General features: G+C 43.6%; 12 protein-coding genes. 6 read left to right on the top strand and 6 right to left on the bottom strand.

All coding sequences use genetic code 11. The features are described 5' to 3' along the window. Window positions 1-43: 43 nt before the first annotated feature. Both aroC and prmB read right to left on the bottom strand, forming a co-directional pair. Window positions 44-1138: a chorismate synthase gene (aroC, locus tag KO537_RS09015; RefSeq protein WP_028761043.1), complete on the bottom strand. Its 1095-nt coding sequence runs from the start codon at window positions 1136-1138 to the stop codon at window positions 44-46. 124 nt (window positions 1139-1262) lie between these two features. Beyond that, complete coding sequence (gene prmB / locus KO537_RS09010) at window positions 1263-2207, bottom strand: 50S ribosomal protein L3 N(5)-glutamine methyltransferase (RefSeq protein ID WP_011788895.1); 945 nt, start codon at window positions 2205-2207, stop codon at window positions 1263-1265. 80 nt (window positions 2208-2287) lie between these two features. On the opposite strand from prmB, the gene smrB reads away from it, so the two are divergent. Continuing rightward, window positions 2288-2818 (top strand): endonuclease SmrB, encoded by a 531-nt coding sequence (gene smrB / locus KO537_RS09005; RefSeq protein ID WP_028761044.1) that lies wholly within the window; start codon window positions 2288-2290, stop codon window positions 2816-2818. Window positions 2819-2916: 98 nt separating this feature from the next. On the opposite strand, the gene sixA is transcribed toward smrB, so the two are convergent. After that, on the bottom strand, window positions 2917-3387 hold the full coding sequence (gene sixA, locus KO537_RS09000; protein WP_028761045.1) for a phosphohistidine phosphatase SixA: 471 nt from the start codon (window positions 3385-3387) through the stop codon (window positions 2917-2919). A gap of 169 nt (window positions 3388-3556) precedes the next feature. On the opposite strand from sixA, the gene KO537_RS08995 reads away from it, so the two are divergent. From KO537_RS08995 to KO537_RS08985, 3 genes are all read left to right on the top strand, one after another. After that, a complete protein-coding gene (locus tag KO537_RS08995) occupies window positions 3557-6346 on the top strand; it encodes an insulinase family protein (RefSeq protein WP_219234288.1) in 2790 nt (929 codons plus the stop codon). 284 nt (window positions 6347-6630) lie between these two features. Next, window positions 6631-10890: an EAL domain-containing protein gene (locus KO537_RS08990; RefSeq protein ID WP_173244032.1), complete on the top strand. Its 4260-nt coding sequence runs from the start codon at window positions 6631-6633 to the stop codon at window positions 10888-10890. Window positions 10891-10996: 106 nt separating this feature from the next. Further along, on the top strand, window positions 10997-11464 hold the full coding sequence (locus KO537_RS08985) for a hypothetical protein (RefSeq protein ID WP_219234287.1): 468 nt from the start codon (window positions 10997-10999) through the stop codon (window positions 11462-11464). 298 nt (window positions 11465-11762) lie between these two features. Here KO537_RS08985 and KO537_RS23155 read toward each other — a convergent pair whose 3' ends face one another. From KO537_RS23155 to fadI, 3 genes are all read right to left on the bottom strand, one after another. Further along, window positions 11763-11963: a hypothetical protein gene (locus KO537_RS23155; RefSeq protein ID WP_309247075.1), complete on the bottom strand. Its 201-nt coding sequence runs from the start codon at window positions 11961-11963 to the stop codon at window positions 11763-11765. 379 nt (window positions 11964-12342) lie between these two features. Then, window positions 12343-14469 (bottom strand): fatty acid oxidation complex subunit alpha FadJ, encoded by a 2127-nt coding sequence (gene fadJ / locus KO537_RS08980; protein ID WP_173244029.1) that lies wholly within the window; start codon window positions 14467-14469, stop codon window positions 12343-12345. 5 nt (window positions 14470-14474) lie between these two features. Further along, on the bottom strand, window positions 14475-15785 hold the full coding sequence (gene fadI, locus KO537_RS08975) for an acetyl-CoA C-acyltransferase FadI (protein ID WP_028761050.1): 1311 nt from the start codon (window positions 15783-15785) through the stop codon (window positions 14475-14477). A gap of 262 nt (window positions 15786-16047) precedes the next feature. On the opposite strand from fadI, the gene KO537_RS08970 reads away from it, so the two are divergent. Continuing rightward, window positions 16048-17004 (top strand): MoxR family ATPase, encoded by a 957-nt coding sequence (locus KO537_RS08970; protein ID WP_028761051.1) that lies wholly within the window; start codon window positions 16048-16050, stop codon window positions 17002-17004. 24 nt (window positions 17005-17028) lie between these two features. Next, window positions 17029-17982, top strand: coding sequence for a DUF58 domain-containing protein (locus KO537_RS08965; RefSeq protein WP_219234286.1), 954 nt, complete (start codon window positions 17029-17031; stop codon window positions 17980-17982). Window positions 17983-17984 lie beyond the last annotated feature (2 nt).

Raw genomic sequence — 17984 nt, 5'->3', positions numbered from 1 at the left:
CCAGCTATTTCATGCGCCTATCTCATACCCCTATCTCATTCGCCTATCGCATACCAAGCACGGGCGTGTGACTACGCACATCCTGATTTTGCGCTCTGTGTCTTAATAAGTGATCCATCAACACAATGGCAAGCATAGCTTCGGCAATCGGTACCGCGCGGATCCCAACACAAGGATCGTGACGACCTTTAGTGACCACTTCAGCCATTTCACCCTGCGCCGTCATACTTTGACCTGGCACGCTGATGCTGGAGGTGGGTTTTAACGCAATATGGGCAATAATCGGCTGACCCGATGAAATCCCACCGAGCACACCGCCCGCATGATTAGATTCAAAGCCTTGCGGCGACATTAAGTCACGCCCTTCGGAGCCCTTTTGCGTCACGACACCAAAACCATCACCAATCTCAACACCTTTGACGGCATTAATACCCATCAGCGCGTGGGCGATATCGGCATCGAGTCTATCAAATACTGGCTCACCTAAACCCACTGGCACACCTGTCGCGATAACGGAGATTTTCGCGCCAATCGAGTCACCGGATTTTTTCAGCTCACGCATGTATTCATCGAGCGCTTCCAGCTTGCTAGCATCGGGGAAGAAAAAGGCATTTTGCTCGATTTGGTCAAGATCAATGGTCTGCGCACAAATAGGACCCAGCTGCGACATATAGCCGTAGATCTCGATACCGTGAACTTGCTTTAAATACTTTTTAGCCACAGCACCCGCCGCAACCCGCATCGCAGTTTCACGGGCTGAAGAGCGGCCACCACCGCGGTAGTCACGCATACCGTACTTTTGCTGGTAGGTATAATCGGCGTGCCCAGGGCGAAATAAATCTTTGATATTAGAGTAATCTTGACTGCGTTGATCGGTATTTTCAATCAAGAGTCCAATCGAGGTGCCCGTGGTTTTACCTTCGAAGACGCCGGATAAAATCCGCACTTCATCGGGCTCACGGCGTGCCGTGGTATATCGGGATGTCCCAGGACGACGGCGGTCAAGATCGTGCTGCATATCGGCTTCGGTTAATTCAAGCCCTGGTGGGCAACCATCAATAATGCAACCCAGAGCAACACCGTGACTCTCACCAAACGTCGTCACTACAAAATTTTGACCAATACTGTTTCCAGACATCCGCTTTGTACACCTTAGGTTATTTGTTCATCGCTCCGCGCCCAGCGAGTACTGGACAATTTATTTTCCCGCTGCAAGCCTAACTGGCAGCGGGAAAAGTCTCAACCTAATTTGTTATCTTAGGCTATTGTGCGTCGCGATAAATACCAAATACCGACTGATTTTCAACCAGTTGATCGCGGGTCAGTACGAATACGCCATCGCCACCATTTTCAAAGTTAATCCAAGTGAATGGCACTTCTGGAAACTGCTCAATCAAATGCACCATAGAATTACCGACTTCGACAACGAGTAAACCCGTTGGCGTGAGGTATTGCGCTGCATTGGCGAGTATACGCTTGGTTAAATCTAACCCGTCGCGACCTGAGGCTAAACCAATGGCAGGCTCATGATGATATTCATCAGGCATGTCGCCAATGTCTTCGGCATCCACATAAGGTGGGTTTGAGACAATCAAATCATACTGAGGCCCTTCTGGGATGGCCGAGAACAGATCCGATTGCATCGGGAATACTCTGTCCATCACACCTAAGGTTTCGATATTGATTTGCGCTACATCTAAGGCATCCTCGCTGATATCCAGCGCATCGACTTCGGCGTCTTCAAATTCATAGGCACAGGCAATCGCGATACAAGCGCTGCCAGTACATAAATCTAAAATACGTGTGACTGGCTTGTTATATAACCAAGGGCTAAAACGGTTAGCGATCATTTCGGCAATCGGTGAACGTGGCACTAACACGCGCTCATCGACGTAAAATTCAAGCCCAGCAAAACGCGCTTTGTTGGTCAAGTAAGGCACAGGTAAGCGTTCTCTCACCCGACGAATGATCAACTCGACAATTTTATGCTTTTCACTGCTGGTCAAGTTGCTTAGAATCACTTGCTGACCGATTTCTTCGGGTAAGTGTAAGGCATGGAAAACTAAGGCGATGGCTTCATCCCACGCATTATCAGTACCATGACCATAATACACATTGGCATCGTTAAAACGGCTCACGGCCCAACGTAACATATCGCCAATAGTACGTAATTCTGTCACAGCTTCATCTACAAAGATCTTATCCAAAACGTGCTCCCGCTAGTTTGTTCGCAAACATTGTAACTGAACTCTATTCAGAAACCATAGGATTCAATAGAATACCCGCCATGAATAAAGACGACGACAAAGAAGGCTTGGCGATGTTCTCAAAGCTTATTGATGGAATTAAACCCATCACCCAAAATAAGCGACACTTTCGCATGCCCTTAAAAACCAAACAGGAAATAGAACTGAAAGAGCAGCAACTGCATGCTAACAGTTATTTCTCAGATACTTATCAGCCACTACTGCCTGTACAAGGGCCGATGCGTTGGTTAGAAGAAGGTGTTGACAGTTTAGAACTCAAACGCCTCAGACGTGGAGATTACCAGCCAGATTTACTGCTGGATTTACACGGCTATCGCCAATCGGAAGCCAAACTTGAGTTAGCGGCACTGATCCAAGCCTGCGTCAAACAACAGAGCCTGTGCTGCTGCATTATGCATGGTTATGGCAGTGGCATATTGAAACAACAAGTTCCCATGTGGTTAGTGCAGCATCCTATGGTGAAAGCTTTCCATCAGGCGCCTAAAGAATGGGGGGGCGATGCGGCGTTATTAGTGCTGATTGATATTGGCGAGCAGCCGCATAGACGTTAGCTAGCTATCGGCTTAGGCTTTAACACTTACTATTTAGCGAAAACAAACGGCCCATTTAATGTGGGCCGTTTGTTTTGTAAAAGAGATATAAACCTAGATTAGCTAATACTATGCGGGGCGTGCTGCCACACGATTGAGGCTTGCTCGGCATGTTTATCAATGAGCGTAATGCCTGACGTCGCGAATAATGGCGGCTCAACGCCAGCCACTAACTCACTGACTAAGTAGCCCAGTAACGGCATGTGAGCAATCACTAGTACTTTATCCGCTTTGTATAACTCAGCATAAGCCACAACCAAGGCGGCAACATTGGCGGGATCGCCAGAAGGCACAAGATCATCGGCGACTAACCACTTACGCGGCTCAGGAAAATGCTGACTCAGTTCCTGCCACGTTTGCTGTGCTCGTAAGTAAGGACTAACTAAAACAAGATCGAAATCAGCCACACTGCGAGCTAGCCAGTTGCTCATCAACACAGTATGGTGCCTTCCAACATCGGTCAGTGTTCTGTCTCTATCAGACTGAGCATTAAATCCGGCGTCACCATGTCTCATCAAAAATAGCTGCATACTTCTCTCGCGACTCAAACTTGTTTTTGTTTTATCCCAATTGTAGCCCTAAAATCCGTTTCAACAAACCTCACAAGACTTAATCTTTAGTCGATAAACACAAGAGATATTTGCTAAAAACCATTAAGACTATCAATATATAACAAGCTATCGTTACCGGAGTGTCTCTTTGCAAGCCTCTCAGTCCATATATAAAAGTCCAAATGATCACCGCCAGTATCGTTATCTTGTATTAGATAATGCACTCAGGGTGTTATTGGTTGAAGACCAAGATGCCAGCCAAGCTGCCGCATCTATGGCTGTAGGCGTGGGTCATTTTGATGATCCCGCAGATAGACCCGGCATGGCGCACTTTTTAGAGCATATGCTCTTTCTAGGTACTGAGAAATTCCCAGACTCAGGCGAGTATCACGCCTTTATCAACCAACATGGCGGCAGCAATAACGCTTGGACGGGCACAGAGCACACTAACTTCTTTTTCACCATCAATGAAGAAGTGTTTGCCGACTCCTTAGACAGATTCAGCCAATTTTTTATCGCCCCAAAATTTGATTTAGATTTAGTCGATAGAGAACGCCAAGCTATTGAATCTGAATTTAGTTTAAAACTAAAAGATGATATCCGTCGAACCTATCAAGTACTCAAAGAGACAGTCAACCCACTGCATCCATTTTCGAAATTTTCCGTGGGTAACTTAGTCACCTTAGGCGGAGAACAGGCACAAGTACGTAGTGAATTACTCGATTTCTATCAAAGCCATTACAGCGCCAATTTAATGACCTTGTGCTTAGTCGCTCCGCTTTCCCTTGATGAATTACAAGATTTAGCCTGTCACTATTTTAGTGGGATCCGAAACTTGAACTTAGTGAAAAACTATCCTCAAGTACCACTATTTTCAGAAAAAGAACTGTTGAGGCAAATCGATATTGTGCCGCTTAAGGAGCAAAAACGCTTAAGCATCAGTTTTAATTTCCCAGGAATTGATCACTACTACAAACGTAAGCCTTTGACTTATATCAGCCATATTTTAGGCAATGAGAGTCATGGCAGTCTGTTGTCGTATCTGAAAGAACAAGGATTAGTGAACAACTTGTCTGCGGGCGGCGGTGTAAATGGTTATAACTTCAAGGATTACAGTATCGGTTTACAGTTAACCGATAAAGGGCTAGGCAATCTCGATGAAATTATCAGCTGCTGTTTTGAGTATATTGAACTTATCAAAACCCAAGGCTTAGATGAATGGCGTTATTTGGAGCGTGCAAACCTGCTCAAAATGGCGTTTCGTTATCAAGAGCAAGTTAAATCACTCGATTTAGCCAGCCATCTCAGCATCAATATGCATCACTATGAGGTCGAAGACTTGGTCTTTGGCGATTATCGGATGGATGGGCTGGATATCCCTGAAACCATTGAGCTACTTGAGCTCATGGTGCCACAGAATATGCGTCTGCAGCTTATCGCCCAATCGGTTAAAACGGATCGTAAAGCTAACTGGTATCACACGCCGTACAAAGTCCGCCCAATTGCGCCACAGTCCCTAGCTCGTTGGCAAGTGAACAGTATTCGCCCTGAATTACAGCTACCGGCTGCAAATCCTTTTATTGTCGCCGACTCAATTGCCCGTCCGGATAAGAGCGATGTTGACGTGCCAGTGATAGTTGCTGAATCAACTGGATACCGCATTTGGCATAAGAAAGATGATGAGTTTAATGTGCCAAAAGGTCACATGTATTTATCGCTGGATTCAGAGCAGGCAAGTAAAACACCAAGGCATGCCGCCCTCACCCGCTTGTATGTTGAAATGCTACTCGATTATCTCACCGAGCCAACCTATCAGGCCGAAGTTGCAGGCTTAAGCTATAACATTTATCCGCATCAAGGCGGAATTACACTGCATTTATCTGGCTTTACCGGCAATCAAGAAACGTTATTAGCGCTATTAATCCATAAAGCCAGAGAGCGCAATTTTACCGAAGAGCGCTTTGCCCTCATAAAATCTCAGCTACTGCGCAGTTGGCAGAATCAAACACAGGCTAAACCGATTTCACAATTATTTACTAGCCTGACTGTTACACTGCAAAAAAGCAGTTATGAACCAGCACGCATGGCTCAAATGTTGGAAGATATTAGCCTAGAAGATTTACATAACCATGTACGCGCCTTCTACGAAAAGATCTATCTTGAAGGGTTAGTCTACGGGGATTGGCTAGTCTCTGAAGCACAAGCTCTTGGCAAACGTTTAGAGCACATTTTATCTTTAGTTTCGACGCCGAGCGCCGAGTCCACCAGAGAATTAGTGAATTTAACAGGCCAAGGCACGTTACTGAGAGAACTCGCAATAGATCATCAAGATAGCGCAATTATTGTGTATTACCAATCTGCCGTGGCAACACCCGAAAAAATGGCGCTATTTAGCTTACTGAATCACACTATGTCGTCCACCTTCTTCCATGAGCTGCGTACTGAAAAACAGTTGGGCTATATGGTAGGCACAGGTTACCTGCCGCTCAATCGTCATCCTGGACTTATTTTCTATATTCAGTCACCCACAACTGGGCCCCTGCATTTATTAGAAGCCATCGACGAGTTTATTGCCGACTTTAATTATGCAGTGATGCAAATCACCAACGAAGAATGGGAAAGCACAAAGGTAGGTCTGATTAATCAAATCATGGAGCACGACGCGAACCTCAAAACTCGCAGTCAACGTTATTGGGTCAGTGTCGGCAATAGAGATTATCAATTTAACCAAAGAGAACTCGTCGTAGACGAAATCACTAAGTTCACCCGCACTGATTTACTCAAATTCATGATGCGTAAAATGCGTACTAAGCACAGCGATCGCTTAGTGTTATTTAGCACAGGTGAACAACACAGAACCCAAGCGGCGTTACAGTCAGAAAAAATGATCACAGATCTCAAAACGTTTAAGCAAACGGCAGAGAAGTTTAATTTCTAAACAAAAAACACTTTTGCTCACACATTTGTGAGCAAAGTTAGGTAAACAAACAGAACCGCTACAAATCAGTCCAACTATAGTCGTATCTTTCAGTGTTGGACGTAATCCTGATGTAAAACATGGCTAGCCCATGTTCTACCACTTCAGCACCGAACAATTTTACTGCATCTACATGCTGTTAAAAGGATTTTCTGCAGACTCTACTTTGACAAACCGCTCACTTTCTGGAAAAGTGATGTAACACAATTGTTTCATGGCATCCTCGGATAATAAGAACAAACACTATGCCTAAAGCACTCTTTAAAATCGTCTTGCTCGCTTTTTTTAGCTTGCATGCATTCGAAGACGTAAACGCATCTCCCTTTTCTGATAAATCTCCTATTATTCTCCAATCACAATCTTTTGGTGTCCCAGAAGGACTTTCCCAAAGCACTGTTACGTCTATCGTTCAAGACAATGATGGTTATATATGGATAGGAACATTTAATGGATTAAATCGATTTGATGGGAAAAACTTTAAGCATTTTTATGCTAATGATACTAGAACAGGCCTTCCCAGCTCTTTTATTAGAAGTTTACTTATTGATGATAAAGGCATTTTATATGTTGGAACAGATAGTGGCTTAGTCGTATATGATAAACTTCAAGAATCCTTTTCTCATTATGGCCTGTCGGTAAAAAACTCTCCTGTTTGGAGCCTCAACTCAAGTGATAAGAGTTTAATTGTTGGAACTAACAAAGCAATTATAGATATAAATAGCAAAGAAAAAACATACGAACTTTCAAATGAAGGCCTAAGTGAAATCAAAAAAACGATAAAAGTAGGCGACGATTATTATATAAGAGATTATGCAGGTACGTTATTCAAGTTAACCCAGAATAAATTAAAAGAGATAGCTAAAAAAACAATTGATTTCGAGCAAGAAGATCACTCAACACTACTCATATCATTAAGTGATGGACTATATAAGTATAAGGACAATAAAATAGTAAAAATTGATCCACGAGTATTTTCTCAACTCACGAAAAACAAAAACACTATTTATGGTATCACTAATAAAAATATAGTTAATATTTCTAAAAATAGCATTGTAGGACTTCTAGCCACAGATAGCACAGATAAAACATCTTCATTTTTTGCAACCGAAGATATGTTTATACTTGGCAGTATTGATCAAGGTGTTGTTTTTATAAAAAAAGTAAAAAATTTAGTACAACAAACTAATTTAATAAAAGATAACACTTGGCATCTTACAAAAAATCCACAGGGTTTTCTAGTATCATCTGAATCTGAAATGATAGAACTTTTTGACGAAAACTTTAATTTAATCGAAAGTTTCGACACTCAAAGCCAAGGATATAAATACGCTATATTGAATGATGACGGGCTCTATTTTGGCACTAGCACGGGGCTATTTCTGAAGACTGCTGGAACTATAAAGTTGATTAGTGAAAAATCAATATCATCACTATCTAGTAATAAAGACAACTCGTTAATAGCTGCTGGTACATCTGATGGAAAGGTATTGATTATCAGTAAAGGAGAAGTAATCCGTAGTGTTGATACTAAAAAAAATGAGCCTATTTTTGACATTGAATTAGAGTCGACAGATGTTATCTATACTGCTGGTCAGGGAGGCCTTAAAGAATATAAAAATGGGCTATTAAAAAATTTAAGTGAAGAAATAACATACAGCATAGTAAAAGGTGATCATGGAATTTATTTTGGAACATCTACATCATTAATGTTCTACAATAAAAATAACAATAAAACTTCTGAAATATTTTCTAACAAAAAAGAAATTTACTCCATAGTTAATAGCAATAACTTTTTGACTGCTGCATCATTAAGCGAAGTGATTATATATGAAAAGAAAAATGAGAAATCATACACTTTAAAAACGTCAAATGGAAGTCAGTATGAATATAACTCGCCGAGTGGAATAGATTTTAATGGTTATGTTTTACTTGCAGGTATCAATGGAGTTAGCTTGGTATCTCCTATTAATGTAGTAAACTACATTAATAATAGAAAAACAAACAAAACGGAAATATCAGAGTTCTTAGTCTTTAATATCATACAAGAAAATGAAAGTAACTTTGTTAACAAAAAAAATCCAACTAAAAACGAAATAACCTTAAAGTATTCAGATTATCCATTCTCATTTAATTTTATATCACCTATGTCAGACGACTCATCTACCAACTACCATTATAGGATGTATGGCCTTTCTGATACATGGATATCAGCAAATGGAACGAACTCTGCTACATATACAAACTTATCACCTGGAAAATATACTTTTCAAGTTTATGCCGTTGATTCACTTTCCGGTGAAAAATCTGTAACAAAAGAGCTTGATGTCATTATAACGCCTCCTTGGTGGTCATCATTTCAAGCAAAATCGATATATGTAGTAATTACAATATTTATTTCATTTATAATAGTAAAAGCCATTTTACGTCGTAGAGAAACGCAAAGACAAATTGTCCTCAGCGAAGAAAGATTAAAACTTTCCCTTTGGGGAAGTGGTGATGAAATGTGGGACTGGGACATAGAAACTGGCAATATTTTTCGCTCCAATATCTGGGGAGCTCTTGAATTTCCCCGTGATGGGCATCGTTCTGGAAAATCGGATGAAGAGAGTAATATACATCCTATGGATCAAGAACGTGTCCGTGAAGCGCTTAATAAGCATTTTTATGGTGAAACAGATCATTTTGAAGCCGCATATAGGGTAAAAGGCAAAGACGACAATTGGGTATGGATCTTAGACCGTGCCAAAATTGTAGAGCGGGATGACAAAGATAATGCCCTGCGAATGACTGGAACGATTAAAAATATTAGTCAGTTTAAACAAAAGGAAGAACAACTAAAACTCTTTGAAAAAGCAATTGAAAACATTTCGGAAGGTATGTTTATCCTCGACAACGAATACCGTTTTGTCGAAGTCAACGAAGCTTGCTGTAAAATTTCATTACGTAACCGAACTGATTTTATTGGCAACTTACTCACATTTGATTTATATCCAGAAACCTTCTCCACCCAAATTAGAACTATGTTAAAACAGCAAGGTCGCTGGGCAAATGAAGTCGAAGCAGCCAGAGGAGATAACAGTCACTTCCATATGGAGCTCACGATCGATGCGATCTATGATGAGTTAGGCGAATTATCACACTATGTCGGTGTTTTTTCTGATATATCAAGACGTAAGCAGCAAGAAGAAGAACTTAGAAAATTAACCAATAACGATCTCTTAACCGGACTACCTAATCGCTCCAACTTACAAGTGACCTTAAATAACCTAGTGAATCGAGAAATAGCTCATGCGCTTATGGTGCTTGATCTTGATAATTTTAAACGTATTAATGATTCCCTAGGCCATCAAATTGGGGATACTTTATTAAAGCTCGTTGCTACCCGCATTAAGTCCTTACTTCCTAAAAATACCAGTATTTATCGTCTAGGCGGAGATGAATTCGCCATTGTATTAGACAAGGGTTCAGATATAAGCGCCAGTGCAGCAATAGCTAACCGTATTATTGAAGGGCTAAAACCTGCATTTGACGTTAGCAATGAACAGCTAGTCCTAGGATTAAGTATTGGTATAGTGCTGTTCCCAGAAGATGAACAAAGCGAGCAAGCATTACTGAGAAAGGCTGACATTGCTATGTACCATGCTAAGTCTGCGGGAGGTAATTGCTACCAGTTTTATTCTGAGTCCTTGAACCAACATGCAATTAGGCAATTAGAAATAGAAAATCTTATCCGTGAAGGCTTAAAAGATGATCTATTTGAAGTTTATTATCAACCTAAGGTTGATCTTAAAAGCGGTAAAATTGCAGGTATGGAGGCTTTAGTCAGATTAAATCATCCAATACATGGTTTAATTCCCCCCAATGACTTTATTCCACTTGCTGAAGAAAACGGTTTGATTGTTGAAATTGGTGAAATTGTCTTACGCAAGGCCTGTTTCGCAGCGCAAAAATGGCGTGAACAAGGCATATTCAGCGGCAGAGTCGCCGTCAATTTATCGTCACGTCAATTTGCACTGCCTGATATTCAACAGCGAATAGAGTCAATATTAAGACTCACTAAACTCCCCGCATGTCATCTTGAATTAGAAATAACTGAGGGAACCGTCATTAAACAGCCGGAAACGGCGATTATCGTCATGCAGCAATTGGCTAAAATGGGCGTCAGTTTAGCACTCGATGATTTCGGCACAGGGTACTCGTCCCTTTCATACTTAAAACGCTTTCCTATTCATACTTTAAAAATTGACAAAGCCTTTGTTGACGATATAGATAAATCTGATCGCGATCTCAAAATGGTCGATTCTATTATCACCATCGCCCATAACATGGGGCTTTCTGTTGTGGGTGAAGGGGTAGAACAAACAGCACAATTGAACATTTTACGGGCACTAAACTGTGAAGAAATTCAAGGCTATATTTTTAGTAAGGCCATAAAGGAGACCGAATTTACCCTGCTACTCCAAGAAGACATGGCAAAGCCAAACACTAGGAGTAACATTACTTAATCATTTACTCTCAATTTGATTTTGATTTACAACATTGGCACAACAAGTGCAATAGCACTATCAGTGTCAATAATAAATCAATATCAACTACCCTGAGAGAATTAGAATGATTAAAGGAATCCTAGTAACAGTTACTCTATTATCTTCAATTGGCTTTGTAGCAAATTCTGCAGCACTTGAAGCGACTTCCAATTCTGGACAAACATCGCTTGAAGCTACTGGTCATCCTGCGGTCAAATTCAAACCACTCAAAGTTGCTGGCCATCCTGCTGTGAAGTTCAAATCACTTGAGGTCGCTGGTCATCCTGCAGTCAAATTCAAACCATTCGAAGTTGCAGGTCATCCAGCTGTTAAGTTCAAATCACTTGAAGTTGCTGGCCATCCTGCTGTGAAGTTCAAATCACTTGAGGTTGCTGGTCATCCTGCTGTGAAGTTCAAATCACTTGAGGTTGCTGGTCATCCTGCTGTGAAGTTCAAATCACTTGAGGTTGCTGGTCATCCTGCTGTGAAATTCAAATCACTTGAAGTTGCAGGTCATCCATGCGTGAAGTTCATTAACTCTGAAGTTGCATAACATTAATCAGGTTAAGGAGAGTGACTATGTTAAATTCAATCAAAAAAGCACTCGGTTTATCCAAGCCAGCGCGTAAAAAAGTTAAGTTGCCTGAAGGCTTGAATCACCTTGAAGTGATTTCTGCAAAAGGTTGGTGGAACTAATTTAAGTTCTGTAGACATGAGTCTAACTCATGTACAGTGATAGTTAATTAAGTTAGCGCGACTTAGAAACAATAAAGGGAGCATTGGCTCCCTTTAGTTTTAAGAGAATATAAAAGTACTAAATAGTCATGTAAATTACATAACAGATTGATAAATTAGCTATTTAATATTCCTTCCTCACTACAACGGATTTTCCTCAAGGCTAAATGGAGGTGTGTCGTAAAGAGTGGATAAGCCAGAGGCCCGAGCACAAAACCCAGCAGCACCCAATGCTTAACAGTAAGACCTGCGGTAAATGCAGCTAAGCCGAAGTACCAAGCCGAGATTAATGCGATAAAGATAACCAGCAAAATCACAAACCACCTCTTTAAAAACAACTAAATAAATCATAAAGGTAGAGAAATTAATTCCTCATCAAAATGCGAATGCTACTCGCGTAGTCTTGGTGATTGATGCACATGTTAAATACGTCATTTTAACGGCAGGATAAAAAGTTTTCCGCACTATGCATAAACGAGCAACACTCATTCATCGCTACGCTCTCAGTACAGAACACGTAACACCGAACTCTCGATAAAGGGCTCGGATTATACAAGATCCACATCCCCAATGTGAACATTTTTTAGGCAAAAGCATGCCTTGTGGCAATAAAAAAAGCGGCAATAACCTGCCGCTTTTTTGTTCAATTTTGATTAACTAAGACCTAGATTAACTATGACTTAGATTCACTGAAACTTAGAAAAAGTGCGCGTTTTCTTGCGCCATGGTTTTTAAGCGCTCACAAGGTTCGAATCTGTTACCGAATTGACTTTGATAACCTTCAAGGATCTTCACTAAGTTCGCGGCGCCTAAAGTGTCAATATAATGGAATGGGCCACCGAGGAATGGCGGGAAGCCAATACCGAAAATTGCACCAATATCGCCATCTCTTGGCGATGCGATAATACCATCATCTAAACAACGCACCGCTTCATTGAGCATTTGTACGACACAACGCTCAGCAACCGCTTTTGCGTCTTTATTGGTGCCAGGCTTAATGCCTAACACGCCATAAACACTCTCATCGACGACTTTCGCTTTCTTGCTAGAGTCTTTTTGGCCGTATTGATAAAATCCTTTGCCATTTTTGCGGCCTTTACGATCGTCACCTAAAAGCTTGTCAAATGCGGCTGGCGCTTTAAAACGTTCACCCAATTCTTTTTCAAGGATCGGTGAAATTTTTGCGCCCACGTCGATACCCACTTCGTCGAGCAAAGTAATCGGTCCCACAGGGAAGCCAAATTTCACTAAAGCTTTATCCAAATGCTCAACACTTTGGCCTTCGAGTAATAATTGCGCAGCCTCGTTCATATACAGCGCCAGAATACGGTTCACGTAGAAACCCGCACCATCCTGCACCACTATCGGTGTTTTACCTTGCTTACGGGCAAATGCGACAGTAGTCGCAATGGTTTCTGGCGACGTTTTAGCGTGGGCAATCACTTCCACCAGCGGCATTTTCTCTACTGGCGAGAAATAATGCAGACCAATCACATTTTCAGGACGCGTCGCCGCCTCGGCGATTTGGCTAATCGGCAAAGATGAGGTGTTTGACGCAAAAATCGTGTGCTCACCACACTCACGCTCAATGTCTTTCACCATTTGATGCTTAAGCGCTAAGTCTTCAAATACCGCTTCCACAACGATGTCGGCATCTTTAACGCCTTTATACTCAGTGGTTGTGGTCATCAGCGCCATTAAGTTGTCACGGGCAGCAGGCGTCATATGGCGGCGCTTTACCCCTTTATCCAACAACTTATAAGCGTAGGCTAATGCATTGCTTAAACCTTTTTCGCTGATGTCTTTGACGCGAACGGGGATTTTAGCCTTAGTAGTCGTCACAGAGGCAATGCCTCCGCCCATTAAACCGCCACCTAAGATCACCGCTTTCTTCACTTTGCGCGGTGTAGCACCCTCAGCGCCGGTTTCTTTCTTCATTTCAGTGGTGGCGAAGAAAATACTGCGCAGCGCTTCAGATTCTTTTGATACCACTAATTCAGCAAAGTGACTCGCTTCGACTTCTAGCCCTTTTTGCATCCCCTTCGCAATCCCTTGACGTACGCAGTCAATAATCTTGGCTGGTGCTGGATAATTACCTTGGGTTTTCTTTTCGACTTGTTTAGTCGCTTGATCAAAAATAATGTTACGGCCAAAGCTCGTGCCTTCAAGCACTTGATTAACGAGTGACTTTTTAACAGGTTTCGGTGCACGTTTACCTGCAAGCGCCATCTCAACTGCGGTTTGCAGCAAAATGGTCTGCGGTACAACATCATTCACTAAGCCCATTTTCAAGGCTTGTTTAGGACGGATTTGTTTACCGGTCAACATCATGTCTAAGGCGGTGGTAATACCGACTAAACGAGGCAAACGTTGAGTCCCACCGCCTCCAGGTAATAAGCCAAGTTGAACTTCCGGTACGCCGAGCATGGTTTTACCATCGTCGCTACATACCCTTTGATGACAAGCTAAGGCTAACTCTAAACCACCACCTAAACAGGCACCATGGATTGCCGCAACTACAGGAATTTTTAAGGCTTCTAACTCATTAAAAACCACATGCCCTTGCTGGGATAAGGCTTTGGCATCGCCCGCCGTTTTACAGGCATCGAGCATGGAAATATCCGCGCCCGCAACGAAAGAATCTTTCTTGCCCGAGATCAGCACGAGTCCACGAATATGAGGATCGCTTTTAATCTCAGCCAGAATCTCACTGATTTCAGGGCCAAACTGTGCTTTTAGGGTGTTCATGGTTTCGCCAGGAACATCCATAGTCAAAATAGCAATGCCGTCGTCGCGGCGGGTTAAATTAAAGGTCTTTTCCATGCCGATTACTCCACTTCCACTATCATAGCCACGCCCAAACCACCGGCAGCACAGGCCGTCGTTAAGCCAGTTCCACCACCACGGCGCTTAAGCTCACGACACACTTGGGTGATTAAACGGGTTCCCGTTGCCGCAAAGGGATGACCATAGGCGAGCGAGCCACCGAGCACGTTAAACTTGCTCATGTCGATTTCGCCAATCGCGCGGTTACGGCCGAGTTTTTCTTCGGCAAATTTTTTCGAAGCAAACATCTGCATGTTCGCTAATGTCTGCGCAGCAAAGGCTTCGTGCATTTCAATCAGAGTAAGATCTTCTAATTCCATTCCAGCACGTTTTAACGCCAGTGGCGTCGCGTAGGACGGTCCCATCAGCATATCTTGCCACACATCAATGGCGCTAAAGGCGTAACTCTTAATGTAACCAATAGGTTGATAACCTAAGGCTTTGGCTCGACCTTCGCTCATCAGGATAATCGCTGAGGCACCGTCCGTCAGTGGCGTACTGTTAGCCGCCGTCACAGTACCATGCTGTTTATCGAATGCAGGACGCAACTTAGCATATGACTCCAGTACCGAGTTTTCGCGGATATTGTTATCGCGATCGATAAACTGCTTATACGGCGGTATATGCGCGACCATAACTTCGTCACGCAAATGGCCCGAAGCCCAAGTTTCACTCGCTAAGGTATGTGAGCGGTGCGCTAAGGCATCTTGATCGGCACGACTAATATTGTAGGTTTTTGCCATCTGCTCGGCGGTTTGTCCCATAGACAAGCCCGTTGAGTACTCTGCCACCGCAGGCGGCACAGGTAATAAATCCTTTATGCCTAAACGACGGAAAATTTGTAATTTTTGCCCAAAGCTACGGGCTTTATTCAGATCGACTAACGCATGGGCTAATTTTTTCGACACACCGATAGGCAATACAGAGGAAGAGTCGGCGCCGCCCGCAATACCGATTTCGATATTACCCGTCATGATAGATTCAGCCACGTTTACGGCAGATTGAAAGCTAGTTGCACAGGCGCGAGTGACACTATAGGCATCGGTCGACACATTCATGCCAGTACCGAGTACGATTTCACGGGCAATGTTAGGTGCAGCCGGCATTTGCACGACTTGTCCATAGACTAATTGCTCAATCAGCTTAGGATCGAGTTCTGAGCGCGCCAATAATTCATTGACCACCATTTTGCCCATATCGAGCGCCGATACGCCGTGGAATGCCGTGGCTTGCTTTGCAAAGGGCGTTCTTAAACCCGCTACAATGGCGATACGTTCACCCTTGGCGTTCGTAACCTGTTGTCTATCACTCATTTGTCACCCTCTTTATGTGCGCAATCGCTGAGAGATTTCAGGCGGCGCTAGCTATTTCCGTGTTTGACCCATTGTTTTACGGCGAAAAACGCCCAATAACAGGTCTGACCATTAAAGTGTGATCTGATTCTAACTTCTTGTCAGCAAGTTTTAAACACCTGTTTGTTTTTTTAACACTAGCCAAACCCTAAGGGAATTCTTTACCATAGCTGTTGTCTATAGCCCACACACGTATTTTCAACATAATAAAACGAGTAGCATCATGCCTTTGAGTCGCTTCCACGCATTACGCACTTACCTAAATAAGGTTGTTTTAGGGCAGCCAGTATTGACCGAAAATCTGCTCATTGCCTTAATTGCCAATGGCCACTTATTAGTTGAAGGACCTCCGGGACTGGCAAAGACCCGTGCAGTTAAAGCCTTATGTGACGGGGTTGAGGGCGATTTTCACCGCATTCAATTTACCCCAGATCTACTGCCCGCCGACTTAACCGGTACAGATATCTATCGCTCGCAAACTGGCACCTTCGAATTTGAAGCCGGACCGATTTTCCACAATTTAATCTTGGCGGACGAAATTAACCGTGCCCCAGCCAAAGTTCAGTCAGCCTTATTAGAAGCCATGGCCGAAGGTCAAGTTACAGTTGGCAAGCACAGCTATAAACTTCCACCGCTGTTTTTAGTAATGGCCACCCAAAACCCATTAGAGAACGAAGGCACTTATCCGCTGCCCGAAGCACAGCTTGACCGTTTTCTGATGCACTTAAACCTTGATTACCCGAGCGGCGAGACTGAAATCGAAATTCTGCGTCAATCCCGCAAAGAAGCGCTTACCCACGAATTGCCAACCACTGAGCCGATTGCACAAGCAGATGTGTTTGCCGCCCGTGACGAAGCCATGGAAATCTATCTTGCCGAGCCGCTCGAAAAGTACATAGTCGAAATCGTGATGGCGACCCGTGAGCCTTTACGTTACAGCGAAGACTTAGCTAAGTGGCTTGAGTACGGCGTCAGCCCGCGCGCAACTATTTCATTAGAACGCTGTGCCCGCGCCCGCGCTTGGCTGCACGAGCGGGACTTTGTTTCACCGGAAGACATTCAAGCTGTTGCGCCAAATGTATTACGCCATAGACTCCTACTCAGCTACCAAGCACAGGCCGAAGGTGTCAGCCGCGATCACGTGATCAACCACATCTTAAGTCAAGTTGCAGTACCTTAACGGTGAAGATAAAGGTGAAATAAGATGAGTGACACAGCGCGACTCTCAGCCTCAGTCGATGGCTTGCCGCTTTTTGCCGATGGCTTGCATTTAACCGAGCAAGAGCTGCTGGCGTGCCAAAATATCGCCCGTGCTATGCCAGAGCGTTATAGCCGTGCCCGCGCTAACTTAGCGGGCCATCGCAGCAGCTTAATCAAAGGCCGCGGTATGGAGTTTGCCGAGGTGCGCCACTACCAACAGGGCGACGATGTGCGCACCATTGATTGGCGCGTTACCGCTCGTACGGGCACAACTCACACTAAGTTATTTGTCGAAGAACGTGAGCGCCCTATTTTATTGTTAATCGACTTGAGCCAAAGCCTCTATTTTGGTTCGAGTTTATTGCTGCAATCGGTGCAAGCAGGACACCTTGCGACCACCTTAGGTTGGAATGCGATTAACCATGGCGATCGGCTCGGCGCCTTGATCGCCTGCGAGTCTGAGCATTTAGAGCTCAAACCCCGCAGCCGTCGTCAGGGCATATTGCAATTGATCTCAGGCCTGCGCCGTGTACACGAAAATCAGCTCAATCATGTTGGCAGTGGCCAGCGCGATCCTGACCATATCCTGCGTGCCTGTCAGCGATTACAACGTATCGCTAAACCCGGCTCCTTAGTTTGGATAGTGACAGATGGCAGCCATTTTAGCCCCCAATGTATCGCGCCTCTCACCGAGCTTAAGCGTCATTGCGATGTGGGTGCCTATCTTATTACCGATCCTCTGCGTCAAGGCACACTGCCGTTACCGCACAACTTTAATTTGCCGGTACGGGATGGGGATGAGGACTTAGTGCTTACCCGCAACAGTTATCAGGCTTGGCTCGACATTCAGTTACGTCAACAAAACAACTTTATCGCCATGATGCAGCAACTGCGCGTACGTACCCAGCTCATAGATGCGGGTGCTCCCCTAGCCCATCAATTGGAATTATTGCGTTAACT

Source organism: Shewanella sp. NKUCC01_JLK, assembly GCF_019345615.1.
Lineage (GTDB): Bacteria > Pseudomonadota > Gammaproteobacteria > Enterobacterales > Shewanellaceae > Shewanella > Shewanella oncorhynchi.
This window is presented reverse-complemented; position numbering and strand designations above follow the sequence as displayed.